Consider the following 25,102-nt stretch of genomic DNA (forward strand, 5'->3'; position numbering starts at 1 on the left):
AGTTTACCGGGATAGGCAGGACAGGATTCCTGTGCCCGGAGGCTCGACCGAACCCCGCCCGGTTCTCCGGACCGTGGATTTCGTGGCCCCGCGCGGCTAGCATGGGCGCGACTCATGACACCGGCAGAAACAGCACGAAGGGGTGCGCCATGACAACACTCGCCGATCGGCCGGCAACGGGCCTGGTTGTGATCGATGTCCAGAACGGCGTCGTGGAGGGAGCCTACGAGCGGGACCGGGTGGTCCGTAACATCGGCGGCCTGGTCGACAAGGCCCGGGAGGCGGGAGTTCCGGTGGTCTGGGTGCAGCACTCCTCCGAGCACCTGGCACGCGGCAGCGAGGAGTGGGGGATCGTCCCCGAGCTTTCCCCGCACGACTCCGAGCCGGTGGTCCACAAGAAGTACGCCGACTCGTTCGAGGACACGGACCTGGAGGACGTCCTCGCGGCGGCGGGGATCGGCCGGCTGGTGGTGTCGGGAGCCCAGACCGACGAATGCATCCGGTCCACCATCCACGGAGCCTTTGTCCGCGGCTACGACGTGACGCTGGTGGGCGACGCGCACACCACCGAGGACCAGTCAAAGTGGGGCGCCCCCAGTCCCGACCTGGTGATTGCGCATACCAATCTCTACTGGCAGTTCCACACCGCCCCGGGCCGAACCGCGGCGGTGCAGGACGCCGCCGCGGTGGACTTTTCCGGAGACAGTCCGGGGGAGAACGCCTAAAGCTCCCCGGTGAGGAACTGGGCGGTGCCGTTGCCGAAGGACCAGTCGGCGGCGTCGTTCTCGGTGATGGTGACGATCAGGTCCTGGGGGCTGATGCCGCACTTCGCCTCGAGTCCCGTGGCCAGGAGCCGGTAGAGCTTCTTCTTCGCGTCCTCCGCCCGGCGCCGGCTGGTGAAGCGCAGGACGACGAGGTCGTTGCTGCGGGTCATCCCCAGCCCGGTGTCCAGGGCGACCATCTCGTGCGGCTTGTGCTGGGTCAGGATCTGGTACCGGTCGGTGGGCGGCACCTCGAAGGCCTCCACCATTGACTCGTGAACGGTGTCCAGCAGCGCCTGCAGCTGCTCCTGGGTGCGTCCTGCGACGACGTCGATGTTGATCAGTGGCATGGTGCCTCCCGGGTCGGGGCAGTGCGGGACTGCGTTGGATGCTGTCATCTATGGGCAAGTCCCCGGCGAGGCCCAAAATTCCGCCAATTCCTCTGTGTCATAATATTCGCATGAATGCAGATAAGCCGTGCGGCCTGGACGTCGACGGCGAGTACGTCGAGTTGGCCGTCGAGGTCTTCGCAATGTTGGCGGACGCCACCCGGGTCCGGATCATCCTGGCGTTGCGTGACGGCGAGCTGTCCGTCAACGAGCTGGCCGAGACCGTGGGGAAGCCCCAGTCCGCGGTCTCCCAGCACCTCGCCAAACTCCGCATGGCGCGGATCGTGTCCACCCGGCATGAGGGCACGCGGGTGTACTACCGGCTTGAGAACGAACACGCCCGCCAGCTCGTGGCAGATGCGATCTTCCAGGCCGAGCACACCCTGGGCGGCACCCCCGGCACCACCACGCAGACCACGAGAGCGGAACGGCATGAAAGACATCACCGAAGGCAGCGTGCCGCAGGCCGCCGCCCACCAGCACGACCACGACGACGCGCACGACCACAGTCACTCCCACGACCATGCGCAAGGTCACTCGCATGGCCATGACCACAGTCACGGGCATGACCATGCGCACGACCACGGACACGAACATGACCACGGACACGAACACCCGGGTGGACTTCGCGGCTTCCTGCACGGACTGTTCGTCCCGCACAGCCACGACGCCGCCGATTCTGTCGATGAGGCCATGGAGTCCTCGACTAAGGGCATCCGGGCTCTGAAGATCTCGCTGGTGGTCCTGGCAGTCACGTCGCTCCTGCAGCTGGTGGTCTTCCTCTTCAGCGGTTCCGTGGCGCTCCTGGCAGACACCATCCATAACTTCTCGGACGCCCTGACCGCGGTGCCGCTCTGGATTGCCTTCATCCTCAGCCGCCGCGCGGCTACCCGGACCTACAACTTCGGCTACGGCCGTGCCGAGGACCTGGCAGGCCTGTTCATCGTGGCCATGGTGGCGCTGTCTGCCGTCGTCGCCGCGGTCGAATCGGTGATCCGCATCTTCCAGCCCGAGCCCCTCACCAATCTCGGCTGGGTGCTGGCAGCCGGTCTCATCGGCTTCGCCGGCAACGAGATCGTGGCCGTCTACCGGATCCGGGTCGGCAAGGAAATCGGCTCCGCGGCCCTCGTGGCCGACGGCGTGCATGCCCGCACCGACGGGTTCACCTCCCTGGCCGTGGTGGCCGGCGTCATCGGCGTCTGGCTCGGCTTCCCGCTGGCGGATCCGCTGATCGGCATCCTGATCTCGATCACCATCTTCGTGCTGCTCTGGGGAACGGTGCGGGACATTGGTCGGCGCCTGCTCGACGGCGTCGACCCCGCCCTCGTGGACCGGACCGAGGCGGCCATCGAGCCCGTGGCACCCGGATCCACTGTCCGGCTCCGCTGGTCCGGGCACCGGCTCCACGTCGAGGTCACCACCCCGCGCACGCCCACTGGACCATGGCCGAACTGTCGGACGCCACCCGGTCCATTGAGCAGGCCGTCCGGGGCGGAGTCCGCAACGTCGGAACGGTCGTCGTCGTTGCCGGCTAGGCAACGGGCCGGCCGGGCGTCCGTGCATCGGGAGGAAGACAGCCCCGCGCTGACCGCCGCCTCGATTCCCGGCCATGGGCGCTTCCTCGTCACCGACGCCGCACTCGAGATGATCGGCGTGTTCGGTGGCACCCTGCACTGCTACCTGGCCGACGGCGGATGCCGGAAACAGGGTCTCTATTTTTCCCGGACCCTGCCGCGGAGGCCGCTGCGGTGCCAGCTGGAACCGGCGGGAGCGGGCGCGGTGGAGCTCAGTGTCAGCGCGGACCTTGCCCCCAGGCTGAACGGGGCGGTACTCGACTTCGGGCTCTACAACAAGATGCAGCGGTTCGTCTGGACCTCGCTGCCGGACACCAAGGGACCGCAGTGCACCTGCCTGCGCTCCACCGGGGCGCCCGCCGGCAAGCGGTCGCCGTGCCTCGACGATCAGGGCACGGGCCTGACCGATCTCCGCTAGGACGCAGGCCGAAGCGGCCTGGGCATGACTGTGGGGCGGGACCGAACGGTCCCGCCCCACAGTCACGTCAGGGGGTGATCAGGCCCGCGAACGGAGGACCGTGACCGAGCGGTCACGCACGATCAGCGTCTCGACCGGCGCCTGGACCTGCTGCTCGGGGTCGGTGGAGAGCGCCAGCTCCCATTCCTGGCCGGGTTCCGACGGGACGGTGAACTCCACGCCATTTTCTGCGGCGTTGAGGAGGACCGCGAACGCGTCGGTGCCCTCGTGCTCGAGGACGAAGGCGATGGCGCGGTGGTCTTCGGCCCAGTCCTCATCGTTGAAGCCCTCGGCGTCGGCCCGCAGGACCCGTACGGTGTCGGCGCTGCCGGCTTCGGGGGCGTGGCGGTACCAGGTGGGGCGCAGCGCCGGGTTTTCACGGCGCAGGGTGATCAGCTGCGTGGTGAAGTCCAGCAGGTCGCCGTCCACCTTGTTCCAGTCGAACCAGGAAATCTCGTCATCCTGGCAGTAGGCGTTGTTGTTGCCGCCCTGGCTGCGCCCCAGTTCGTCGCCGCCGAGGATCATCGGGACGCCTGCGGAAAGCAGCAGGGTGGAGAGGAAGTTACGACGCTGGCGGTCCCGGAGCTCGTTGACTGCGGGATCGTCGGTCGGTCCTTCCACGCCGTGGTTGGCTGAGCGGTTGTCGCTCTCGCCGTCGTTGTTGTCCTCGCCGTTGGCCTCGTTGTGCTTCTCGTCGTAGGCGGTCAGATCGGCAAGGGTGAACCCGTCGTGGGCGGTGATGAAGTTGACGCTGGAGAGCGGTGCGCGGCGGCTGCCTTCGTAGACGTCCGGGCTGCCGAGGAAGCGCTGGGCGAAGTCGCCGAGGATGTTCTCGCCGCCGTGCCAGAAGTCACGGGCGTCGTCGCGGTACTTGCCGTTCCATTCGGACCAGTCGGCCGGGAAGCCGCCCACCTGGTAGCCGGCGGTGTCCCACGGCTCGGCAATCATCTTCACCGGGGCAAGGACCGGATCCTGCTCGATCAGGGTCAGGAAGGCGCTGTGCAGTTCGGCGCTGCCGTCCTGGCGGGTCAGCGTGGTGGCCAGGTCGAAGCGGAACCCGTCGACGTGCATCTCCGTCACCCAGTAGCGGAGCGAGTCCATGATCAGGCCCAGCGCGGCGGGGTGGCCGACGTTGAGGCTGTTGCCCGTGCCGGTGGTGTCGAAGTAGGCCGACTCCTCGCCCTCGACGAGGCGGTAGTAGGCCGCGTTGTCGATGCCCTTGAAGGACAGGGTGGGGCCCATGTGGTTGCCTTCGGCGGTGTGGTTGTAGACGACGTCGAGGATGACCTCGAGGCCGGCCGCGTGGAGCGCCTTGACCATGGCTTTGAACTCCGCGACCTGGCCGCCGCCGTCGCCGGCGGAGCTGTAGTCGCCGTGCGGGGCGAAGAAGCCGATGCTGTTGTAGCCCCAGTAGTTCCGGAGGCCCTTCTCCTCGAGGTGGCTGTCCTGGACGAACTGGTGGACGGGGAGCAGTTCGACGGCGGTGATGCCCAGGTCCGTAAGGTGCTTGATGGCGGCCGGGTGCGCCAGTCCGGCGTAGGTGCCGCGGATGTCCTCGGGGACGTCCGGGTGCTGCTGGGTGAAGCCCTTGACGTGGACCTCGTAGACCACGGTCTCGGCCAGGGGAGTGCGGGGTGCGACGTCGGGGGAGCCGGCATCCCAGTCGAAGGACGGGTCGGTCACGACGCAGCGGGGCGTCGAATCGGCCGAATCGGACTCGTCGAAGGCAGTCGGATCGTTTAGGTCGTGGGAGAAGACGGCCTGGCCCCAGTCGTAGCCGCCCTCGACGGCGGTGGCGTGCGGGTCCAGCAGCAGCTTGTTCACGTTGTGCCGCAGGCCGGCGTCCGGGTTCCAGGCGCCGTCGACGCGGATTCCGTAGCGGGTGCCCACCTCGACGCCGGGAACGACGGCGTGGAAGACGTGGCCGGTGCGTTCGGCGAGCGCGGTCCGGGTCTCGTTGCCGTCCCCGTCGAAGACGCAGAAGTCGATGGCGTCGGCCGTCTGTGAGTAGATCGCCACATTGGCGCCGCCCTCACGCAGCGTGACGCCCAGGGGATAGGGGAGGGAACGCGTGGCGGATGCCGAAGTCATGCGATGCTCGTTTCTCTACGAAAGTGTTAGCCCTCAGTATAGTAAGCATGCTGACGAAGGCTTGAACCGCGACGGCGGAATGTCACAGTGCAGTGGGGTATCGCTCAGGTCTCCACCGGGACGGGTCCGTGTTGGGCGGTGATGCCTACGCTGGTCAGTGCGTGGGCATCTGGAGATACAGCGGGTGCAGTTCCTGCCAGAGCCGCCGTGCGTCGCACCGGCCTCTACCCGCGAGGTGGGCCCTCAGGTCCTCAACGTGGATTTGGTCCCCAGCGGCGTAGGCGGCCAGGTTCGCCAGTGGCAGGCCGTGGTCCTCGAACACCAGCAGGGTCCCGGTGCCGTCCGGTGCCAGTGTAATCTCCATTAGTCCGTCGGGTTCATCCTCGGACGAGGTGGCGATCCGGACGCCCCTGCCCTGGTCGCAGGCCACGACGCGGCAGGTGCCCTCCCAGCCGCTGGCAAAGTAGCGGGCACGGTATTCGCTCCCTACGCCGGGGGCTGCCGTCAGCGGCTCTCCCGACATCTCTGCCAGCTCGCCGAGCCAGGCGCCCAGTTCCCGAAGCCCGGTCAGCGCCTCCCATACGGTACCGACGGGCGCATCCAGGTGTTCCTCGATGCGGATGAACCCCGACGTGCCTGCGGAGTGCAGGGTCCCCAGCAGTCGCGGTGTGTCAGTTTCGGCGTCAATCATGGGGCCGAGCCTAGCCCGCGTCCGTCCTACAGTCGACGAACCAGGCGGAACCGTTCGAGGACCAGCAGGGTATCCTCGCGGACCGTGAAGCCCGGGTCACCCAGTGCCGCCCGCATCTGGTCGCTGTGCCAGAAGTTCTCATGTCCGGCGCGCCACTCGGCCACCGTTTCGTAGCCTTCGCCCTCGTCCCGTGCGTGGTCAAGATCCACGTCGGCCAGCGGCACCCGGCGCACACCCGTGGTCTCGATGACCGCAGCGGCACGGCCTTCCGAATCCAGGACCTGCTGCCGCGCCCCGACTATCGGTAATGGCTCGTCGGCGAGCGCGTACTCCACGGCGAGCGACGTCGTCGATGTCTTCCGGCCACCCAGGATGGCACCCACGAGTGCGTCCCTCAATGGTCCGGGAAAGGCGAACTCGGCGTGCGGCAGGTCCTCATCGGTACTCATAGCTCCCCATCCTCCATGGGTGGACGCTTCAGGCGAAACGGCGAAGATGGTTGCCTGCGGGCGCTTCCCCCGACGCGCAGGATCGGGTTGACTGACAGTAGGCTCCGTCCGTGGACCTCTAAGGGGAGATTGTGGGATCAAAAGGAACGTTGTTCATCGGGCCCGGAGTGGCCCTCCTGGCCGCGGCGCTCATCATGATGCCGTTGCCCCTGTTCGCCGCGCTCTCGGGCCGGGGCACGCCGGGGGTGGCCCTCATCGTAGGTACCGTATTCCTGCTCGCAGGGCTGGGGCTCCTGGTGACGGGACTTCGACGCCGGTCCCGCAACCTGCGCACGCCGCGCACCTACGCGACGCAGGAGCCGACGTCGCTTGACGAGGATCGGCCGGCCAACCCCTACGCACTGCCGAAGTCTTACGGAGCCATCCCGCCTCTTCACTGAGGCGGGATGGCGCGGGCGTGGGATGCCCTTCCCCAGGCATCCCACACCCAGGGCTCACCGGACGGTGACGCTGACCAGCAAGTCCTTGAGGCGGTCATAGTCCTTGGTCTTCATCCATGCCTTGGCAGCCCCTTGGCTGGGAAACGCCGGGTCGGCGAAGATCACCCGCGTAAAAAGCCCATCATCGCCGGAACCGACCAGGCCGCACCAGGAGGAGACGCCGTCGCCCTCCTGCAGGGAGCGGGGATCCGTGAGGCCCATGGAGTAGGTCTCGCCGACGGGGAAGACTTCGCTCACGAAGCCGAACGCGGCCTGTCCGCCGTCGGCCGTGGGGAGGCCGGGGGCGGCGGCACGGTCAAGGACCGTACGGAAGACGGGGCCGCCGGCGCATCCGGCCGTAACACCCCGCGCCAGCAGCAGCCGGTCCTTGCCGTTCTGGTCCGTGACCAGGGCCTCCACGCCGGGCAGCCCTGCCGGAGGCGTCGAGGTTTGCACGGTCCAGTCGGCAGGGTAGGTGAAGCTCAGCCCGCCGTCCGGAAAGGTGTAGACCTTCGTGTCGCCGGCGTCGTGGCCCTTTGCAGTGTGAGGAAGAGTCGGGCGGGCGGACGAGTCGGACGTTCCCTGAACGGACGACGTCGACGCCAACTCGGCGGTGTCCCTCACCACCGGAGACCCGGCCGAGCCAGTGCCGGCGTTACCCGGGTAGGGCCCGCAGGCCGTGAGCGCGAAACCGAGGCCCAGTCCGGCGGCCATAACAACGGGCAGCAGCCCTTTTCGTAGATTCAACATCTTCGATCCCCATTTCAGTTGCGGCGGACATTTGTCCGTGTGAAATGAAGGTTTCCGGCCGACGCCGGATCTTTACGGCGGCGGAACATCCGGCTTCGCGGGGTTACCAGCCGCCGGTGCCGGGGAGCCCTTGAACGGGCCCACGATGTTGGCGGTGATCCAGCCGCCGTAGAAGCCGCCCTCCTGCGGGGTGACCCGTTCGCCGTCGATTTCGCAGGCGTCCATCAGGCCGGGATAGAGGGCCACCCGGCCGCGCAGGGATTCGAAGCCCTTGGCCGGCTCCGGGTACGTCCATCCGGCCCGTGGGGCCGTCGATGACCCGGAGACGACGTCGAAGTACCGGGCCTCGCCCTTGAATTCGCAGAAGCTGGATCCCTGTGCCGGCCGCAGCACGCCGGCCGGGAAAGCTTCGATGGGCAGGTAGTACACCGGGGGATGGCTGGTCTCCAGGACGCGGACCGAATCGGTGGTGTCGGCGATGACCTGACCGCCGAAGCGCACCACCACGCGTTCGCTGCGGTGCTCGACGCGAGGGGGCCGGGGGTAGTCCCAGACGGATTCCTGACCGGCGGCCGAGGGGATGGGGCGGGGATGTCGGGAGAAGAGGTTCATTGGATCGATCCTGGGCCGGGTCAGGCGCCGGCCGCGTCGAGGCCGTGACCCGTGCGGGCCTGCATTGCGTGCCCATAGGCGAGGGAGAGGGCCCAGGCGAGCGGTGTCCCGTCGGTCGGCCTGTACGTTTGTGCACGTTTCCACACGGAGGAGTACACAGCCTCCAGGACTGCCTGTGCGGCGCGGGCCTCGGGGACGATCTGCCGGATCAGGCCGTAGCACCGGGCCGAGGTGAGGGCGTAGAACCCCTCCAGCGACGGCTTGTCGGCGGCAGCCACTCCTGCGATGAGGCGGACAAGGTCGGCATTGCGAACATCGACCTCGGGCGCCCCAAGCCCGGCAGAGATGGTAGCCGTCACGGTCACTCCAGACTCTCAAACGTCTTTACTAGTCTGTCTAGTATTACGCCTACTTAGCATCTTGTCCACATCGATACCGCGCGGGTGGCGGGCGATGATAGGAATGCGGGCTAACGTGGGGGAGTGGCGTCGACGGCGGCGCAGACAGGGGAGGGGTGCAGGTGTCCGGAGCATCCAGTGAGAATGGGCCCTTCTTCCACGGCACGGTCGCGGATCTGCGGGTGGGGGATCGGCTGACGGCAGGCCGACGGTCGAATTACCGTCCCGAGGTCGTGATGAACCACATTTACTTCACGGCCCTCGTCGATGGCGCCGGGCTGGCGGCGGAAATCGCTGCAGAGTTGTCCGACGGCGCGTTTCGCCCCCGTGTTTACGTCGTCGAACCCATCGGGGTGTTCGAGGACGACCCGAATGTGACGGACAAGAAGTTTCCGGGCAACCCCACCCGGTCGTATCGGAGCGCTGAGCCGCTGCTGATTACGGGGGAGATCTTCGAGTGGACCCGACTTACGCCCGAGCAACTGCAGATGTGGCGCGACCGGCTTTCGGTTCTGTTGTCCGACGGGCACGGCGAGATCATCAACTAGCAGCTCTTTCTTGAGGCACCTGTCCCACGCCGAGGAGTGCAACCGCCGGCAGCGCGACCTTTCCGTTCGTGGCGATGGGGGAGACCAGCCTCAGGTACTCCCGGTGCATCTCGTCCTGAACGGATGGCGCCTGGCTGCGAACGATCTTGCCGATTCCCCCGACGCCGCCGGCCGGACCGGCCCACAGGTCTTCCGCATCGATTATGAAGTCCCATGAGAGGGTTCTCGTCTGCACGGCTTCCAGGGCCGCCCGTTGGAGCAGCTCCCGCAGGCCCGGCTCGGTCCGATCAAAATCCTTGTCCGCGGGAAGTCTGTCCTGGCCTGCTGCCGTTACCCCGCTGGCATTCACCACCTCCGCCCAAAGGTTGTTGATGGCCGAAAGCTCGGATGGCCAGATGGTGACGCCGACCGCGCCCTGCGGCCGGCATACCCGGATGAGTTCGACGACGGCGGCGCGGGGATCCCCGACATGGTTGACGACGAAATTGGCGAGGACGGCGTCGAAATCGGACGAGGGGAGGGGCAGGTCAGGCAGTCCGCCCAGAAGCACGTCGGCCTGAGGTGCCGCGGCGCGGGTCATGGAGAGCATCCCGGCATCCGGGTCTACGCCGGTGACGTCTGCGCCCAGTTCGATCGCCACGGCGGCGAGGTTTCCATTTCCGCACCCGACGTCGGCCAGCCTGCGACCCGACAACGGGCCAGTGATCCCGGCTGTTGCCTCAAGCAACGGAGCGATGGCACCGGCGCACAGGTGGGCGAAACTCTGTGCGTACGACGGCCCGACACCGTCCCAGGCGTCGGCGTCTTTCTGATCGGTTCCTGCTGCTGCCACGAATTCCCCCACCTCGATGACTTCTTCCCGGCATCCAGTCTGGTCTACGTGCAGCGGGAGGGCAGTGACGACTCGGTATGCGGAGCCCGGGAAGGCACGTGGGCGGAGAGGGGTAATTCAGTAGTACTTTACATAATGTTGATTATCGGCGTTATATGAAAGAGCCTGGGAGGGGCTTAGCGCAGTGCTGCCGTCAGCTCGATTTCCACGCGCGCGTTGAGCGGAAGTTCAGCGACGCCCACCGTGGTGCGCGCCGGGAACGGCTCGTTGAAGATGTCACGGTACACCGAGTTCATCGCCTCAAAGTCCGCCATCGATGTCAGGTACACGTTGACCTTGACGACGTCGTCCCAGCCCAGGCCGGCTTCGGCCAGAACCTGCTCCAGATTGTGAAAGACCCGCCGGGTCTGTTCCTCGGCGTCGCCGTCCACCAGTTCGCCGGTGGCCACGTCGATGGGCGTCTGACCGGACAGGAACAGCACACCCAGCCCGGGCGCCGTGGCGGCCTGTGAATACGGTCCAATGGGCTTCGGTGCCGTCGAGGCGAAAACGCTCTGGCGGGCCATGGACATCATCTCCTATCCTACGGTTGAAGTTTCAAGGGTTTCGTTGGCTGCGGTCTAGTTGCCCACATACGTGGCCAGATGCCTGCCCGTCAGCGTGGACTGCGCCGTCACGAGATCAGTCGGCGTGCCCTCGAAAACGATCCTGCCGCCGTCGTGCCCGGCACCTGGACCCAGGTCGACGATCCAGTCGGCGTGAGCCATGACCGCCTGGTGGTGTTCGATGACGATGACGGACTTTCCCGAGTCCACCAGCCGGTCCAACAGCGCCAAAAGGTTCGCGACGTCGGCCAGGTGCAGTCCAGTGGTCGGCTCGTCGAGGATGTAAATCTCGCCCTTCTCGGCCATCTGCGCCGCCAGTTTGAGACGCTGACGCTCGCCGCCGGACAGGGTCGTCAGCGGCTGACCCAGGCTCAAATAACCCAGGCCCACGTCGGCGAGCCGGTCCAGGACCTTATGGGCGGCGGGGGTGGCTGCCTCTCCCCCGCCGAAAAAGTCCTTCGCCTCGGCCACCGACATCGCCAGCACCTCGGCGATGTTCCGCCCGCCCAGTGTGTACTCCAGGACGCCGGCCTGGAAGCGTTTGCCGTCGCATTCCTCGCACGTTGATTCCACGGTGGCCATGACGCCCAGGTCCGTGTAGATCACCCCGGCGCCGTTGCAGGCCGGGCAGGCGCCTTCCGAATTGGAGCTGAACAGCGCCGGCTTGACGCCATTGGCCTTGGCGAACGCTTTCCTGATGGGCTCCAGCAGTCCGCTGTACGTCGCCGGGTTGCTGCGCCGCGAGCCCTTGATGGCGCCCTGATCGATCACAACCACGCCGTCGCGCCCGGCCACCGAGCCGTTGATCAGCGAACTCTTTCCGGAGCCGGCGACGCCGGTCAGCACGCAGAGAACGCCCAGCGGAAGGTCGACGTCGACGTCCTTGAGGTTGTGCGTGGATGCGCCGCGGACCTCCAATACCCCCACCGGTGTCCGGACCGGGTCCTTGACGGCGGCCCGGTCATCCAAGTGCCGGCCGGTGACGGTGCCGCTCCCCCGCAGCCCCGCCACGGTGCCCTGGTAGACCACCTCACCGCCGCCCGTTCCGGCGCCGGGCCCCAGGTCGATGACGTGGTCCGCGATGCCGATGGTCTCGGGTTTGTGCTCGACCACCAGCACCGTGTTGCCCTTGTCCCGCAGCTGCAGCAGGAGCCCGTTCATTCGTTCGATGTCATGCGGGTGAAGGCCGATCGAGGGCTCATCGAAGACGTAGGTGATGTCCGTCAGCGAGGAGCCCAGGTGGCGGATCATCTTGGTCCGCTGCGCCTCTCCCCGGACAGCGTCCCGGCCGGCCGGTCCAGGGACAGGTACCCCAGTCCGATCTCCGCAAAGGAATCCAGCAGATGCTGCAGGCCGCCCAGCAGCGGCGCCACGGACGGTTCCCGGAGCTCCCGGATCCAGCCGGCCAGGTCGGTGATCTGCATGGCGCAGAGTTCGGCGATGTTCTTGCCGTTGATCCGCGCGGACCGAGCCTCCTGGCTGAGCCGGGTCCCGTCGCAGTCCGGGCAGGACTGGAACGTGACCGCCCGCTCCACGAAGGCGCGGATGTGCGGCTGCATCGCCTCCGGGTCCTTGGACAGCATTGACTTCTGCATCCTGGGGATCAGCCCCTCGTAGGTGAGGTTAATGCCTTCAACCTTGATCTTGGTCGGTTCGCGGTACAGCAGGTCATCCAGCTGCTTCTTGGTGAACTTGCTGATCGGCTTGTCCATATCGAAGAACCCGGAGCCGCTGAAAATCCGGCCATACCAGCCGTCCATGCTGTAGCCGGGAATGGTCAGGGCTCCGCCGGCCAGCGACTTGGTCTCGTCGTACAGGGCGGTCAGGTCGATGTCGGACACAGAGCCCATGCCCTCGCACCGCGGGCACATGCCGCCCAGGTAGACCACATTCTGCACCACATTCTTCTCCACCCGGCCGGACTTCTCGGTGCTCATGACACCGCTGGCCTTGCGGGTGGGGACGTTGAAGGAGAACGCCGTGGGCGGCCCGACGTGCGGGGTGCCGATCCGGCTGAAAAGGATCCGGAGCATCGCGTTCGCGTCCGTGGCGGTGCCCACCGTGGACCGGGGGTTGGCGCCCATCCGCTCCTGGTCCACGATGATCGCCGTCGTCAGTCCCTCGAGGAGGTCGACGTCGGGGCGCGCCAAGGTGGGCATGAACCCCTGCACGAAGGCGCTGTAGGTCTCGTTGATCATCCGCTGGGACTCGGCCGCGATGGTGGCGAACACCAGCGAGCTCTTGCCGGAGCCGGAGACGCCGGTGAACGCGGTCAGGCGGCGCTTGGGGATCTCGACGCTGACGTCTTTGAGGTTGTTTTCCCGTGCACCCTGCACCCGGATCATTTCATGGGTGTCGGCGACGTGGACCGCCGCCGGGGCGGGCTCCCCTGCTGGTGTCATGCTGCCGCGTCTCCTTCCATTGGGCGTGCAGGGCCAGCTTAGAACAGTCGGTGGTGTTATAGGGCGGGAACGACGACGACGGGCGCCGGCCGCGGCCCGGACGCCATTGTCTAATCCGCCGGGCTCCCACAGAATGAACCATGACGGTCTACCTGAGGTCCCTGGAAACTGCTGTCCCGCCCACTGTGCTGATCCAGTCCGAAGCCCGCGACGTTTTCGCCGCCCAGCCGGGCCTCAGCAGGCTCGGCTCCCGCCTGGTGGCCACGTGCTTCGACGGCGCCGCGATCGATACGCGCTACACCGCCGTCGACGAACTGACCACGCGCAGCACCGCCGCCGACCCGCAGTTCTTCGACGCCGCGACCGGGCTGCTGCTCAGCCCGGGTACCAAGGCCCGCAACGACATCTTCGCCGTCGAAGCCAGCAAGCTCTTCATCGCGGCGGCGGAGGCGGCCGTCGACGCCTGCTCCGGCATCGCCCGTGAGGACATCACCCACCTCATCACGGTCTCCTGCACCGGGTTCTTCAACCCCGGACCCGACTACAAGATCGTCCGCGGCCTGGGCCTCAACCCCTCCGTCCAGCGGTACCACCTCGGGTTCATGGGCTGCTACGCCGCGTTCCCGGCGCTGCGTGCCGCCGCGTCCTTCTGCGAGGCGGACCCGGACGCCGTAGTGCTGGTGGTCTGCGCCGAACTCTGTTCGCTACACGTGCGCACCTCGAACGACCCGGACACCATCATGGGCTCGGCCCTCTTCGCCGACGGGGCGGCCGCCGCCGTCATTACGGCCCGGGACGTCCCGGACGCGCCGGCACTAATGACCCTGGACCACTTCGAAACCGTGCTCACCCCCGTGGGTGAAGAAGCCATGGCCTGGAACATCGGCGACGCCGGCTTCGAGATGGTCCTCGGCACCTACGTCCCGCACATCATCGACGAACACATCGTCGGCGCCCTGGAACCCCTCCTGGCCCGCGACCCCACCCTGGCCGGTGCCACGTACGGTGACATCCGGCACTGGGCCATCCACCCGGGCGGCCGCAGCATCCTGGACAAGGTCGAGGCCCGGCTGGGCCTCAGCGAGGAGCAGTTGCGACCGGCCCGGGAAACGCTGCGCAACTACGGGAACATGAGCAGCGCCACGGTGCTCTTCGTCCTCCGGCATATCCTGGACCTCCCCGCGGATCCGGGAGCGGACGACGGCGACGGGCGCGGCGAGCGGATCTGCTCCATGGCGTTCGGTCCGGGGCTGACCGTGGAGACCGCGCTGTTCACCAAGGTCACCGGGGCGAGGGAGGATTCGCCACGCGCATCGGAGCGGGCCGCCGCCGCACCCCCAGCCTCCGCCCTGGCCTGAGAGCTTCCGTGCTGCTTCGTGACCGGGCGGCCGATGCCGTCGAAGAAATGGACCGGGATGACTGCGACCCCGGGCGGCTGGAGCGCACCTACGCGCAGTTTGATCTGGTTAACCGCGCTGTCTCGGGCTGGCAGGGGATCTACCGGCAACACCTCAGGCCGCTGCTGACGACGGGAAACCCGGTGTCCCTGCTGGACGTCGGCTGCGGGGGCGGTGACGTCGCCGTCCGCCTGGCCCGCTGGGCCGCCCGCGACCGGCTTCCGCTGCGGGTCACGGCCGTGGACCCGGACCCGCGGGCCGCCGCCTTCGCCGAGGCCCGGGCTGCCGCCGGGAAGGCACCCGGGGTGAGCTTCCGCCGGCAGGACACCACCGGGCTGCTGGCCTCCGGGGAGCTGTTCGACGTGGTGGTCTCCAACCACGTCCTGCACCACCTCCCGGACGATCATCTACCCGCGTTCCTGGCCGAATCGGCGGCGCTGGCCCGCCGGCTGGTCCTGCACAACGACCTGCGGCGCAGCGCACTCGCCTACGGGCTGTTCTCCGGCGCCGCCCTGCCGTTCCGGGGATCGTTCATCCGGGCCGACGGGCTCACGTCCATCCGCCGCAGCTACAAGGCCGCCGAACTGCGCGCCGCCGCTCCCCCGGGCTGGACGGTGCGTCCCGGCTTCCCGTTCCGCAACCTCCTGCTGCTGGAGCGCCCCTCCGGCGAGGCCCCTCCCGGCACTGGTCAGGGCGAGGCCGACGCATCCGCGACGCCGGGCCGTCGACCGTGATCGACGTCGCGATCGTCGGCGGCGGGCCCGTTGGGCTGTTCCTGGCGACGTTACTCGTGCAAGAGGGGGTGTCCGTCACCGTCCTGGAGCGCCGGACCGCCGGGACCGGCGGGCACTCCCGCGCCATCGGCATCCACCCACCGGCCCTGAGTGCCCTGTCCCGCGCCGGCGTGGACCAGGAGCTGATCCGCCGGGGCGTCCCGATCCGACGCGGAGTGGCGGCCAACGAGGGCCGGACCCTGGTCGGCATGAGTTTCGACGCCGTACCCGGGCCCTACCCGTTCGTGCTGTCCCTGCCGCAAAACACCACGGGAGAGGTCCTCGCGGCCAGGCTGCGCGGCCTGGACCCCGGGGCGCTCCGCTGCGGGGTACGGGTGACGGGCCTTGCGGGTATGGGGCGGGAGGACGGCCCCGTGCGGGTGCGCACCGACAGCGCCGGGCACGTGGCGGAGTTGGAGGCATCCCTGGTGGTCGGCGCCGACGGCGTCCGCTCCACGGTGCGCTCCGCCGCAGGCCTCGGGACACACGGCAGGGACTACCCGGACCGATACCTGATGGGCGACTTCGACGACGGCACCGACCTCGGCCCCGACGCGGCGCTCTTCCTCGCCGCCGACGGGATCGTGGAGTCTTTCCCGCTGCCGGGCCGGCAGCGGCGCTGGGTGGTGCGCCTCAACGGGCGCACGCTCCCGGGCGACGGGGCTCGCGGCCTCGCCGGGGAGGTACGACGGCGCACCGGCGTCAGCGTCGACGCCGGCAGCAACACCATGCTGAGCACCTTCGGCGTGCGCTCGCGGCTTGTCCGGCGCATGGCCGCCGGGCGCTGCGTCCTCATCGGTGACGCGGCCCACGAGATCAGCCCGATCGGCGGCCAGGGCATGAACCTCGGCTGGCTGGACGCCGTCGAGCTGGCCGGACTGGTCCCCTCGTTACTGTCCACCGGGCGGTACCATGATGCGTCGGTGATGCCCGGGTTGCGGGCGTTCGAGCACCGCAGACTGAGGGCCGCGGCACGGGCCGTGCGCCAGTCCGAGATCAACATGGCGTTGGGGCGGCCGCTGCCGGCGGGTCTCCTCGCGGCCCGGAACGGGGCAATCGCCGCGGCCGCTGCGCTTCCGGTGCTGAACCGGTGGACGGCCCGCCGCTTCACCATGCACTGAGCCCCTTCACTGGGCGCTGACGTGCGGGCGGCGCCTACTCTGGGGTGTAGTAGCAGTCGTAGCTGTGCTGGCTGATGATCAGGCCGTCGCGGAGTTCGAAGACCGAGGCGGTCCGGGCGCGGATGGTCTCGCCCTTGTCCCAGAGCGGCAGATCCAGCAGCAGGACGGCCGACCATTCCGCCTCCACCACCACCCGATCCTCTTCGCACGTGGTCCGGCGGACGTCGAAGTGCTGCCCGGTCACGACTTCGCCGCTGCGGTCCGCGGCGGCGAGAACCTGGTCCCGGGTCCGGGTGCTCCCGGCGGGGTCCAGCAGGTGGGGCGCTTCCGTCAGGACATAGTCCTCGGCGAGAAAGGGCTCCAATGCGGCGGACCCGGCACCGGACTCGATGGCACGGAGCAGGCCCAGCACACGATCCAGGGGCGCGGCGTCAGTCATACCTTGAGACTAACCGACCCGGACCTGACACCTCCCCGTGCCGACAACGGGAGGTGCCGGCGCCTGCCGTGATGCGGCACCCGGGCCTACACTGGCCGCATGGGCAGCGCTCCGACCCGCCGCAGGCCACCGCCGAAACGGCGGACGGCACAGAACCCGCCACGCCGGGCCCGCGCCGCGCTGACACTCGTGCCGCTGCTGGTGTCCGTGGCCGTGGCCTGCACCGGTCCCACCGGCCCCGCCGCCACGGGGACAGCGCCGGCGGTCGCGCCCACGCCCGGGTCCTCCGGCCCCGTCACTGCTTCTGTCCCGACCGGCACCCAGTCCCCTGTCCCCGTCACCGCGGCAATGAACCAGTTCCGGGACAACTACAGCAAGCAGATCGTCGAAATCCAGCTGACCAACACCACCTCCGCCACCCTCACCGTCGAGGCGGCCGACGTGACCACCGCCCTGTTCGCCGCCGCCATCGGCTGGACGACCCCTGGCGGCGGGACCGAACTGCCGCCGGGCCAGGCCAAGAGCCTGCCAGCCCCGCTCCCGGCCGCAGCGTGCCCGGCGGCCGGCGAAGCATCCGGCACGTCCGGAACCGACGCCACTGGTCTGGTATCCGGCAGCGGAGCGAAGGCGGGCGACGCCACCCTGCGGCTCCGTGACGCCTCCGGAGCGGTCAGCCAGGTCACGGTGGCCGTCACCGACCCCTTCGGGGCGCTGACCCGGAACAACGACGAACGGTGCGTGGCGCAGGCGGCGAATGCCGTTGCGGGTTTCCGGTTCGCCCCGGACCTGCGGCGTACCGCGGACGGCCGCGCCGCCGTCGTCGACCTCGTCATCACCCCGCGACACGCCGGGGACACGACGGCGAAGCAAACTCTCAGCCTCGACGGCGTCGGCGGCACCACCCTGCTGGCCGAAGACGCCGCGGCGCCATGGCCGCACGGGCTGGAGATCGCGGCCGACCAGCCCGAACGCGTGGTCCCGCTGGGCCTGCGGCCGGCCCGGTGCGATCCGCACGCCGTCGCCGAGGACAAGGTGGGCACGCTCATTCCGCTCCACGTCACCGTTGGCGGCCGCCCGGGAACGCTCAAGGTCGACGTCGGGCCGGAGCTGCGCGGCAGGATTTACGATTTCGTCACCGCAGCGTGCGGTCGCCAGTAGTCTGGTGCCATGCCAGCAGACGTAAGCGACCTCAGCCCAGAACACCGATCCCGCCAGCGCGGACACCGATTCTGCCGGGACTCTCTCAATCGACGACCGGATCCGGGAAACCGTCCACCGGATCCTCGAGGCCGGGGTGCTGCCGCCGATTGTGCAGGCCGGCCACCCGGTGCTCCGGGAGAGCGCGGCCCCGTTTACCGGGCAGCTGGACGCCCCCACCCTGTCAGCCCTGATCGACCTGATGCGCCGGGCAATGCACAAGGCGCCGGGCGTGGGATTGGCCGCTCCGCAGCTGGGCATCCCGCTGCGGCTGGCCGTGCTGGAGGACACGTTCGACGTCGATCCTGAGGTCGCGGCTGTCCGGGGCCGGCAGCCGCTGGAGTTCTTCGCCATGCTCAACCCCAGCTACGAACCCCTTGGCACCGGGCGGAAGGCTTTCTACGAGGGGTGCCTGTCCGTCAACGGCCTGCAGGCCGCGGTGCTGCGCCCCGAATCGGTGCGCCTGACCTTTACCGACCCGGACGGCGCGGTGAAGACCCGGGAGTTCACCGGCTGGCAGGCCCGGATCGTCCAGCACGAGACGGACCACGTCAACGGCGTGCTGTATCTGGACAGGGCGGAGCTGCGATCCCTGACCACCAACACCGAATACGCCGCCCGCTGGGCCCAGCCGGACATCACAAAGGCCCGGCAGGAACTGGGATTCCTGCCGGGCCGCCCGGGTGACGCGCGGCTCTAAGAGACGGGGCTTAGGACACTGCGTTGGTGGCCGTCGGCAGGTGACGGGCCCACCACTGCAGGATCTGCTCGAAACGCTGCCGGCGGTGATGCGGCGTGCCCGAGCGGGACAGCTCGTGGTTCTCGCCAGGGAAGACCAAGAAGGCCGTCTCCACACCCTGCTGCTTCAACGCCGTGAAGTAGCGCTGGCCCTGTTCCACCGGGCAGCGCAGGTCCTCCTCGCTGTGGATCACCAGGGTGGGAGTGCGCACCTCGCCGATCCGGGCCATGGGGCTCTGGGCTTCCATCTGCTCCGCCGACCGGCCGGTGTACTCGCCGCCGAAGAACCAGCCGATGTCGGCCGAGCCAGTGAAGCTCACGGGGTCCAGGAAGCCGCGTTCGACGATTGCGCCCTTGAAGCGGTGGTCGTGGCTGATGGTCCAGGCCGTCAGGTAGCCGCCGTAGGAGCCGCCCATGATGCCCAGTGCGCCGCCGTCGAGCTCTTCGAACTTCTCGAGCGCACCGTCCAGGAAGGCCAGGACGTCCTGCATGTCCACGGTGCCCATCCGTTCCTTGATGCTGCGGCCGTGGGCCTGTCCGTAGCCGGCCGAGCCGCGCGGGTTGCACATCAGCACCGCGTACCCCGCGCCGGCGTAGACCTGCGCCTCGTCGAAGAGCGCCCCGGTGAACTGGGCGAAGGGCCCTCCGTGGATGTTCAGCAGCACCGGGTGCGGGCCGCTGCCCTCGGGCATGACCAGCCAGCCATGCACCGGGTAGCCGTCCGGTGAGGCGAAGGTGAGCTCCTGCGGCACCAGCACGCCGGCCTCCTCCCGCAGCGGGGCGGAGAAGTCGGTGAGGGTCCGGGGCTCGCCCCCGCCGAGGACGGCGACGTCACCGGAGGTCCCGGCGTCGGTGAAACTGATCCAGACGGTTCCGGCTGCTTCCGCGGCGCCGGTGACCACGCGCGGCCCGGTGGTCAGTGCGGTGCCGCTGCCATTGGGGCCAAAGCGGAGCAGCTCAACGGCACCGCGCGCATTGTTCATGACCAGCACGCCGTCGGTCCCGGCTGGTTCCAGCGGGCCGGCGATGTCCTGGGTTTCCGGGTCGCTGAGGCGGACCGCGTCCCCGCCTGCCGGGGGCATCACGTAGAGGGCGGTGTTGCGGGCCACGAAGTCCAGGCCCTCGGGACCGAGGTCCTGGGCAAGGAAGTAAAGGTGGCGGCCGTCGCGGCTTTCCCGGACGGCACCGATGGACAGGGTGCCATTGCCGGCGGCAGCGGGCCGGACCTCTTCCGGGGCGGGGGCCTCGTCGGCGTTCCCAGCTGCGCCGACCGGGACACGGTAGATCCCGGTGACCAGGTCCCGGTCGTGTCCCTCGTGCAGGGCGGCGGTGAAGTAGACGTGGCTGCCGTCGGCGCTGAAGACCGCGCCGTTGTGGTCGGTTGCCGCGCGGGTCAGCTGACATGCCTCCGGCAGTTTGCCGGAGGGCTTCGCGCCGCCAGCGTCCTTGGACGCGTCCTTGAGGGCCCGGCCGGCCGGTGCCACCCAGGGTTCCTCGGTGAGCGCCGGGACATCCAGCAGAAAGAGCTGCTGCGGCTTGTCGGCCGTGTAGCCCACGCCGTTCATCCGGTACTGGTAGTCGGTGATCAGCCGGGCATCCTCGCCGCCTGCGGACACGCCGTCGACCGTGCCGTAGCGCCCCGCCTCCGGGGTGCGGGCAGCGAAAACGATGCTGCGGGAATCCGGGGACCAGGCGAAGGCGCCTACTCCGAGCGGTGCGTCGGTAACGGCAACGGGCTCGCCGCCCCCGGCCTCCACGATGTGCAGCTGCGGTTTTCCGCCGGCCGCGGCGCGGACGAATGCCAGGACCTGCCCGTCCGGCGACATGGCGGGCGCCGTGTCGCGGAAGCCGCGGGTCAGCCGGCGCGGCGCCCGTTCCGCATCCGCGGACACAGACCACAGCTGGCCCACGAAGGAATCGGCGTCGAAATCGGGGCGCACCACGGACACGACGGCGTGGGTTCCGTCGGGATGGACGGCGGGCGCGGAGACAGACTTGAGCAGGGTCACATGTTGGGGTTTCACGAGTGCGAGCCTAGCCCCGTCCCGGCGGCAGGTGAAATACCTCACAGTCCGGCGTTGCGTCGGCGTAGCCCAGCCGCGGCGGGAGGCGAGGGAGTCTTCCGGGAGGTTCGCAGGCTCCTCTAGTCGGAGGCGGCCGGCCCTACGATGGAGACTATGCTTCCCGCCTCCCGCGCCCTCCTCGCCTGTCCGCTGTGCCGGGGAGCCTTCCTCCCCGGGGCGGACGGCGGCAGCCTGGTCTGCGACGCCGGGCACTCCTTCGACGCCGCCAAACAGGGCTACATCAACCTCCTGACCGGCAAGGGCACCGTGTTCGAATCGGACTCGGCGGACATGGTGGCGGCCCGGCACGACTTCCTGTCCGCCGGCCACTACCGGCTGCTGGCCGACGCCGTCGCGGAGTTGGCTGCGGATGCGCTGACGGGCTCCGGAACCGTAGCGGCAGGGGCAACCGGCGACAGCACCGCTGAAGGCGCAGTGGAAGGCAGCCCGGAGGACGGCCCGGCCATCTTGGACGCCGGCACCGGCACCGGTCATTACCTGCGCGCCGTCCTGGACCGGGTTCCCGCCGCCGCCGTCGGACTGGACATCTCGAAGTTCGCCCTGCGCCGCGCGGCCCGGCTGAACCCCGGCGCGGCGAACCTCGTCGCGGACATCTGGCAACCGCTGCCCGTCCGGGACGCCGCCGTCGACGTCGTCACCGTGGTCTTCGCGCCCCGCAACGCCGCCGAATTCGCCCGTGTCCTGCGCCCCGGCGGTCGGCTGATCGTGGTGACCCCGCGCCCAGGCCACCTGGCGGAAGTTGCCGCCACCACGGGCATGCTCGGCATCGAACCGGCCAAGGAGGAACGGCTGGCGGCCGGACTGGCCGGGCACTTCACGGCGCTGCCCGGACGAGACGTGGACGTCGCCCTGGACCTCACCCCCGACGACGTCGTCAAGCTCGCCCTGATGGGCCCCGCCGGGCACCACCTGGACCGGGCATCCCTCGACGAGACCCGGGCTGGACTGGCCGCCCGCACCGCGGTGACGGCCCGGTTCCGGATCAGCGTCTTCACGCCGCTTGATAGGGAGCGGCGGCAGGAACCGCGCCGCGCCGGCGGGTAACGACTTCACTACGTTCCCGGTTACTCCCGGACCGGGACCCCACCGGGCCCAGCATCCCGCCTAGGATGGAAAGACGTTACGGAGCCGCGTCTGCGGCACCGTACCAAGAGAACATCCAGGGGGAAACGATGTTTGAATGGCTGGCCGATAACTGGTGGGCGCTGTGGCTCACGGTGTTCCTGGTGTTCGCCGTGGTGGAAATGCTGACGCTCGACTTGTTCTTCATCATGCTCGGCGGCGGCGCACTCGCGGGCCTGGCGGCCTCCCTTGGCGGAGCGGACCTCTGGCTGCAGATCGTTATCTTCAGCGTCGTGTCCCTCCTCATGGTCGGCTTTGTCCGCCCCGTCGCCCTGAAGCACCTGCGCAGCAGTCCCGCGGACCAGCGCAGCAACATCGAACGCCTCATCGGCGAACCCGCCGTCGTCCTGGAGCAGGTCAGCTCAGCCGGCGGCCTGGTCAAGATCGGCGGCGACGTCTGGACCGCCCGGCTGGACTCCGGCGTCCTCGAACCCGGCCAGGCCGCCACCGTCAGCGCGATCGACGGCGCCACCGCCGTCGTCGTCCCGCGCGGCGGCACCGCGGCCCTCGACCCGGGCGCTGCCGAATCCGGCGCCTAGGTCTGCAAACACACAACGTGAGATCCCGCGGCGGACCCGCCGCACAGCAAAACCACATATCTGGGGAAAAGGTGATGTATGGATATCGCAGTCGCAGTTGTACTGCTGGTACTCGTGGCGTTCGTGATAATCGTGTTGGTCAGGTCGGTGCGGATCATCCCGCAGGCCCGCGCCGGCGTGGTGGAACGGCTCGGTAAGTACCAGCGGACGCTGAACCCCGGGCTGACCATCCTGATCCCCTTCGTTGACCGGCTCCTGCCGCTGCTGGACCTGCGCGAACAGGTGGTCTCGTTCCCGCCGCAGCCGGTGATTACCGAGGACAACCTGGTGGTCTCAATCGACACCGTGGTCTACTTCCAGGTCACCGATGCCCGCGCCGCCACCTACGAGATTGCCAACTACATCCAGGCCGTGGAACAGCTCACCACCACCACGCTGCGCAACGTGGTGGGTGGCCTGAACCTGGAGGAGGCACTGACCTCCCGCGACCAGATCAATGGCCAGCTCCGCGGCGTGTTGGACGAGGCCACCGGCCGGTGGGGCATCCGGGTGTCCCGGGTCGAACTCAAGGCCATCGATCCGCCCCACTCCATCCAGGACTCGATGGAGAAGCAGATGCGCGCCGAGCGTGACCGCCGCGCCGCGATCCTGACCGCCGAGGGCACCAAGCAATCCGCGATCCTCACCGCTGAAGGCCAGCGGCAGTCCTCCATCCTCAAGGCCGAGGGCGACGCCCAAGCGGCGATCCTACGGGCCGACGGCGAGGCCCAGGCCATCCAGAAGGTCTTCGAGGCGATCCACCAGGGCAACCCGGACCAGAAGCTCCTGGCCTACCAGTACCTGCAGACGCTGCCCAAGCTCGCCGAGGGCAGCTCCAACAAGCTCTGGATCATCCCCAGCGAGGTGGGCGAGGCGCTCAAGGGCATCGGCGGCGCCCTGGGCGGCTTCTCCCCCGAACCTCCGGCCGGTGCGTCGGCTGCGGGTGGGGCACCGACGACGCCGGCGGTCCCGGCGTCGGCCCCGTCTGCTGGCACCGCAGCGGGAACCGCAGAGCACTAACCGCACACGTGGGAACTTCGGGAACGCCGGGCCGGCAGCGGCCCGGCGTTCCCTTTGCCGCTTTGCCTTTGTCGCGTTCCCCTTTGCCTGGCGGGCCCGGGCAGAGTATAGTGGAGTATTTGTCCGGCCGGTTCACCCTGCTGGAACAAATAGGCTTCGCTGAGCGTTATATCCGGTGGCAGAACACCGCGGCACAAGGCAGGTCCTCCGACCGGTCGCGCCGCCTGCAACGGGTTCACCGGAGAACGCAATGCACACAGTAGTCCGGCGGGTTCAGCCCACGGACTAGCGCAGGGTTCCGGCCCTGCGAACCGATCATGAGGGAGAAAAAATGAGCGATCGCAGCCTGCGGGGTATGCGCCTGGGCGCACAGAGCATGGAGACCGAATCCGGCGTCGAGCCCGCTCCGCGCCAGCGGGTCGAATACCGTTGCGCGGACGGTGAGCAGGTATTCGTCACCTTCTCCTCCGAGGCCGAGATTCCCCCTGTCTGGGTTTCCAAGACCGGTAAGGAAGCGCTCCTGGTTGACGGCGAGCGTCCGGTCAACGGCAACGAAAAGGCTGTCCGCACCCACTGGGACATGCTGCTGGAACGCCGCTCCCTGCCGGAGCTGGAGCAGATCCTCGAGGACCGGCTGACCATCCTGCGCGAACGCCGCGGGGAACGCCGCTCCGCCTAGGTCATTCCACAAAGAAAGCCGGGCCGGAACCTTTGAGAGGTTCGGGCCCGGCTTTTTTGTTTGTCTGCTTTGCCTGCGCCGGCTCTTGGCTACTTGCGGCCGAGCTTGTGGCTCAGGGTGTTCCAGCGGGCGGTCAGGCCCCACTTGGTGACATTGATCATGGCCTCCACCACGATGTTGCCGCTCATCTTGGAAGCGCCCAGCTCACGCTCGACGAAGGTGATGGGGCGTTCGACAATGGTCAGGCCCAGCCGGGCGACGCGCCAGGCCAGGTCCACCTGGAAGCCGTAGCCCACCGAATCGACCGAATCCAGGTTCAGCTTCTCCAGGGTGCTGCGGCGGAACGCGCGGAAGCCGCCGGTGACGTCCTTGATGTTCACGCCGAGCATGATGCGGGCGTAGGTGCTGCCGACGCGGGAGATCGCCTGGCGGTACAGCGGCCAGTTGACCACGCTGCCGCCGGGCACCCAGCGGGAACCCATCGCCAGGTCGGCGCCCTGCTCCACGGCCTCGATCAGCTGCGGGAGCTGCTCGGGCTTGTGCGAACCGTCGGCGTCCATCTCCACGAGGATGTCGTAGCCGGCGTTGAGACCCCACTTGAAGCCCGCGATGTAGGCGGCTCCCAGGCCGGCCTTGCCTGCCCGGTGCAGCACGTGGACCTGGCTGTCCTCTGCCGCCATCCGGTCGGCCAGTGCGCCGGTGCCGTCGGGGCTGTTGTCGTCGACCACCAGCACGTCGGAGGCGGGCACGGCGGTGCGCAGGCGTCCAAGGGTCTTGGGCAACGATTCCAGCTCGTTGTAAGTCGGGATGATCGTGAGGACACGCACAGCGGGGCCTTTCCTTGGAGGGAGCGGTCGGCAGGCCGGGATAGTCGGCGGGAGCCGACGATGGGCACAGCTTCCCATTATAGACAGGG

25 protein-coding genes and 2 pseudogenes are annotated in these 25,102 nt (G+C 68.6%); 14 read left to right on the forward strand and 13 right to left on the reverse strand.

Annotation, left to right across the window (positions count from 1 at the left end; translation table 11 throughout):
- Nucleotides 1-149: 149 nt before the first annotated feature.
- On the forward strand, nucleotides 150-725 hold the full coding sequence (locus tag ACRQ5B_RS14045; RefSeq protein WP_432394847.1) for a cysteine hydrolase family protein: 576 nt from the start codon (nucleotides 150-152) through the stop codon (nucleotides 723-725).
- Here ACRQ5B_RS14045 and ACRQ5B_RS14050 read toward each other — a convergent pair.
- Nucleotides 722-1,111, reverse strand: a complete 390-nt coding sequence (locus ACRQ5B_RS14050) for a tautomerase family protein (RefSeq protein ID WP_432394850.1) — start codon at nucleotides 1,109-1,111, stop codon at nucleotides 722-724. The two genes, ACRQ5B_RS14045 and ACRQ5B_RS14050, sit on opposite strands and share 4 nt — an antisense overlap.
- Before the next feature lie 110 nt (nucleotides 1,112-1,221).
- Between ACRQ5B_RS14050 and ACRQ5B_RS14055 the strand changes: the two are divergent.
- A pseudogene (locus ACRQ5B_RS14055) lies at nucleotides 1,222-1,562 on the forward strand (ArsR/SmtB family transcription factor); the annotation flags it as partial.
- A 20-nt stretch (nucleotides 1,563-1,582) separates the two neighbouring features.
- A complete protein-coding gene (locus ACRQ5B_RS14060) occupies nucleotides 1,583-3,142 on the forward strand; it encodes a cation diffusion facilitator family transporter (protein WP_432394853.1) in 1,560 nt (519 codons plus the stop codon).
- A 78-nt stretch (nucleotides 3,143-3,220) separates the two neighbouring features.
- On the opposite strand, the gene glgX is transcribed toward ACRQ5B_RS14060, so the two are convergent.
- The 3 genes from glgX to ACRQ5B_RS14075 form a co-directional block, all read right to left on the reverse strand.
- Entirely contained in the window at nucleotides 3,221-5,272 is a 2,052-nt protein-coding gene (gene glgX, locus ACRQ5B_RS14065) for a glycogen debranching protein GlgX (protein ID WP_432394854.1), read from the reverse strand.
- Between the two features lie 154 nt (nucleotides 5,273-5,426).
- On the reverse strand, nucleotides 5,427-5,963 hold the full coding sequence (locus ACRQ5B_RS14070) for an SRPBCC domain-containing protein (RefSeq protein WP_432394857.1): 537 nt from the start codon (nucleotides 5,961-5,963) through the stop codon (nucleotides 5,427-5,429).
- 26 nt (nucleotides 5,964-5,989) lie between these two features.
- Complete coding sequence (locus tag ACRQ5B_RS14075) at nucleotides 5,990-6,412, reverse strand: ASCH domain-containing protein (protein ID WP_432394859.1); 423 nt, start codon at nucleotides 6,410-6,412, stop codon at nucleotides 5,990-5,992.
- Between the two features lie 131 nt (nucleotides 6,413-6,543).
- Between ACRQ5B_RS14075 and ACRQ5B_RS14080 the strand changes: the two genes are divergently transcribed.
- The gene (locus tag ACRQ5B_RS14080; RefSeq protein ID WP_432394861.1) at nucleotides 6,544-6,852 is read left to right on the forward strand and encodes a phage holin family protein; all 309 of its coding nucleotides are present in this window, start codon (nucleotides 6,544-6,546) and stop codon (nucleotides 6,850-6,852) included.
- Nucleotides 6,853-6,906: 54 nt separating this feature from the next.
- Here the strand turns inward: ACRQ5B_RS14080 and ACRQ5B_RS14085 are convergent, their stop codons facing one another.
- From ACRQ5B_RS14085 to ACRQ5B_RS14095, 3 genes are all read right to left on the reverse strand, one after another.
- The gene (locus ACRQ5B_RS14085) at nucleotides 6,907-7,641 is read right to left on the reverse strand and encodes a hypothetical protein (protein WP_432394863.1); all 735 of its coding nucleotides are present in this window, start codon (nucleotides 7,639-7,641) and stop codon (nucleotides 6,907-6,909) included.
- A 72-nt stretch (nucleotides 7,642-7,713) separates the two neighbouring features.
- Nucleotides 7,714-8,253, reverse strand: coding sequence for a DUF427 domain-containing protein (locus ACRQ5B_RS14090; RefSeq protein WP_432394866.1), 540 nt, complete (start codon nucleotides 8,251-8,253; stop codon nucleotides 7,714-7,716).
- 20 nt (nucleotides 8,254-8,273) lie between these two features.
- Nucleotides 8,274-8,618: a hypothetical protein gene (locus ACRQ5B_RS14095; RefSeq protein WP_432394869.1), complete on the reverse strand. Its 345-nt coding sequence runs from the start codon at nucleotides 8,616-8,618 to the stop codon at nucleotides 8,274-8,276.
- 155 nt (nucleotides 8,619-8,773) lie between these two features.
- On the opposite strand from ACRQ5B_RS14095, the gene arr reads away from it, so the two are divergent.
- Nucleotides 8,774-9,199, forward strand: coding sequence for an NAD(+)--rifampin ADP-ribosyltransferase (gene arr, locus ACRQ5B_RS14100; RefSeq protein ID WP_432394871.1), 426 nt, complete (start codon nucleotides 8,774-8,776; stop codon nucleotides 9,197-9,199).
- Here arr and ACRQ5B_RS14105 read toward each other — a convergent pair.
- The 3 genes and pseudogenes from ACRQ5B_RS14105 to ACRQ5B_RS14115 form a co-directional block, all read right to left on the reverse strand.
- Nucleotides 9,192-10,031, reverse strand: a complete 840-nt coding sequence (locus ACRQ5B_RS14105; RefSeq protein WP_432394873.1) for a class I SAM-dependent methyltransferase — start codon at nucleotides 10,029-10,031, stop codon at nucleotides 9,192-9,194. The two genes, arr and ACRQ5B_RS14105, sit on opposite strands and share 8 nt — an antisense overlap.
- A 176-nt stretch (nucleotides 10,032-10,207) precedes the next feature.
- Nucleotides 10,208-10,606, reverse strand: coding sequence for a RidA family protein (locus ACRQ5B_RS14110; protein WP_432394875.1), 399 nt, complete (start codon nucleotides 10,604-10,606; stop codon nucleotides 10,208-10,210).
- A gap of 45 nt (nucleotides 10,607-10,651) precedes the next feature.
- Nucleotides 10,652-13,038: pseudogene (locus ACRQ5B_RS14115) on the reverse strand (ATP-binding cassette domain-containing protein).
- 140 nt (nucleotides 13,039-13,178) lie between these two features.
- Here ACRQ5B_RS14115 and ACRQ5B_RS14120 point away from each other — a divergent pair.
- The 3 genes from ACRQ5B_RS14120 to ACRQ5B_RS14130 are packed head-to-tail and all read left to right on the forward strand — an operon-like array spanning nucleotide 13,179 to nucleotide 16,329.
- Nucleotides 13,179-14,396 carry a type III polyketide synthase gene (locus ACRQ5B_RS14120; RefSeq protein ID WP_432394878.1) on the forward strand — a complete coding sequence of 406 codons (1,218 nt, stop codon included), beginning with the start codon at nucleotides 13,179-13,181 and terminating at the stop codon, nucleotides 14,394-14,396.
- Between the two features lie 11 nt (nucleotides 14,397-14,407).
- On the forward strand, nucleotides 14,408-15,169 hold the full coding sequence (locus tag ACRQ5B_RS14125) for a class I SAM-dependent methyltransferase (RefSeq protein WP_432398769.1): 762 nt from the start codon (nucleotides 14,408-14,410) through the stop codon (nucleotides 15,167-15,169).
- Nucleotides 15,166-16,329 (forward strand): FAD-dependent oxidoreductase, encoded by a 1,164-nt coding sequence (locus ACRQ5B_RS14130; RefSeq protein ID WP_432394880.1) that lies wholly within the window; start codon nucleotides 15,166-15,168, stop codon nucleotides 16,327-16,329. The genes ACRQ5B_RS14125 and ACRQ5B_RS14130 overlap by 4 nt, the downstream gene beginning before the upstream one ends.
- Before the next feature lie 34 nt (nucleotides 16,330-16,363).
- Here ACRQ5B_RS14130 and ACRQ5B_RS14135 read toward each other — a convergent pair whose 3' ends face one another.
- Nucleotides 16,364-16,768, reverse strand: coding sequence for a nuclear transport factor 2 family protein (locus ACRQ5B_RS14135; RefSeq protein ID WP_432394882.1), 405 nt, complete (start codon nucleotides 16,766-16,768; stop codon nucleotides 16,364-16,366).
- A gap of 99 nt (nucleotides 16,769-16,867) precedes the next feature.
- Between ACRQ5B_RS14135 and ACRQ5B_RS14140 the strand changes: the two genes are divergently transcribed.
- Entirely contained in the window at nucleotides 16,868-17,926 is a 1,059-nt protein-coding gene (locus ACRQ5B_RS14140) for a hypothetical protein (RefSeq protein WP_432394885.1), read from the forward strand.
- A gap of 136 nt (nucleotides 17,927-18,062) precedes the next feature.
- On the forward strand, nucleotides 18,063-18,665 hold the full coding sequence (locus ACRQ5B_RS14145) for a peptide deformylase (protein ID WP_432394888.1): 603 nt from the start codon (nucleotides 18,063-18,065) through the stop codon (nucleotides 18,663-18,665).
- 10 nt (nucleotides 18,666-18,675) lie between these two features.
- Here ACRQ5B_RS14145 and ACRQ5B_RS14150 read toward each other — a convergent pair whose 3' ends face one another.
- Nucleotides 18,676-20,727, reverse strand: coding sequence for a S9 family peptidase (locus tag ACRQ5B_RS14150; RefSeq protein ID WP_432394890.1), 2,052 nt, complete (start codon nucleotides 20,725-20,727; stop codon nucleotides 18,676-18,678).
- Nucleotides 20,728-20,880: 153 nt separating this feature from the next.
- Here ACRQ5B_RS14150 and ACRQ5B_RS14155 point away from each other — a divergent pair, with 153 nt between their 5' ends.
- The 4 genes from ACRQ5B_RS14155 (at nucleotide 20,881) to ACRQ5B_RS14170 (ending at nucleotide 24,186) form a co-directional block, all read left to right on the forward strand.
- Nucleotides 20,881-21,831, forward strand: a complete 951-nt coding sequence (locus ACRQ5B_RS14155) for a methyltransferase domain-containing protein (RefSeq protein ID WP_432394893.1) — start codon at nucleotides 20,881-20,883, stop codon at nucleotides 21,829-21,831.
- A gap of 128 nt (nucleotides 21,832-21,959) precedes the next feature.
- On the forward strand, nucleotides 21,960-22,448 hold the full coding sequence (locus tag ACRQ5B_RS14160; protein WP_432394895.1) for an NfeD family protein: 489 nt from the start codon (nucleotides 21,960-21,962) through the stop codon (nucleotides 22,446-22,448).
- 78 nt (nucleotides 22,449-22,526) lie between these two features.
- Nucleotides 22,527-23,507, forward strand: a complete 981-nt coding sequence (locus tag ACRQ5B_RS14165) for an SPFH domain-containing protein (protein ID WP_432394898.1) — start codon at nucleotides 22,527-22,529, stop codon at nucleotides 23,505-23,507.
- Nucleotides 23,508-23,838: 331 nt separating this feature from the next.
- The gene (locus tag ACRQ5B_RS14170) at nucleotides 23,839-24,186 is read left to right on the forward strand and encodes an RNA polymerase-binding protein RbpA (protein WP_290257831.1); all 348 of its coding nucleotides are present in this window, start codon (nucleotides 23,839-23,841) and stop codon (nucleotides 24,184-24,186) included.
- Nucleotides 24,187-24,275: 89 nt separating this feature from the next.
- Here ACRQ5B_RS14170 and ACRQ5B_RS14175 read toward each other — a convergent pair whose 3' ends face one another.
- A complete protein-coding gene (locus ACRQ5B_RS14175) occupies nucleotides 24,276-25,013 on the reverse strand; it encodes a polyprenol monophosphomannose synthase (protein ID WP_432394902.1) in 738 nt (245 codons plus the stop codon).
- Nucleotides 25,014-25,102: the final 89 nt, after the last annotated feature.

Origin of the sequence: Pseudarthrobacter sp. L19 (genome assembly GCF_050859435.1) — a bacterium.
Taxonomy (GTDB): Bacteria; Actinomycetota; Actinomycetes; order Actinomycetales; family Micrococcaceae; genus Arthrobacter.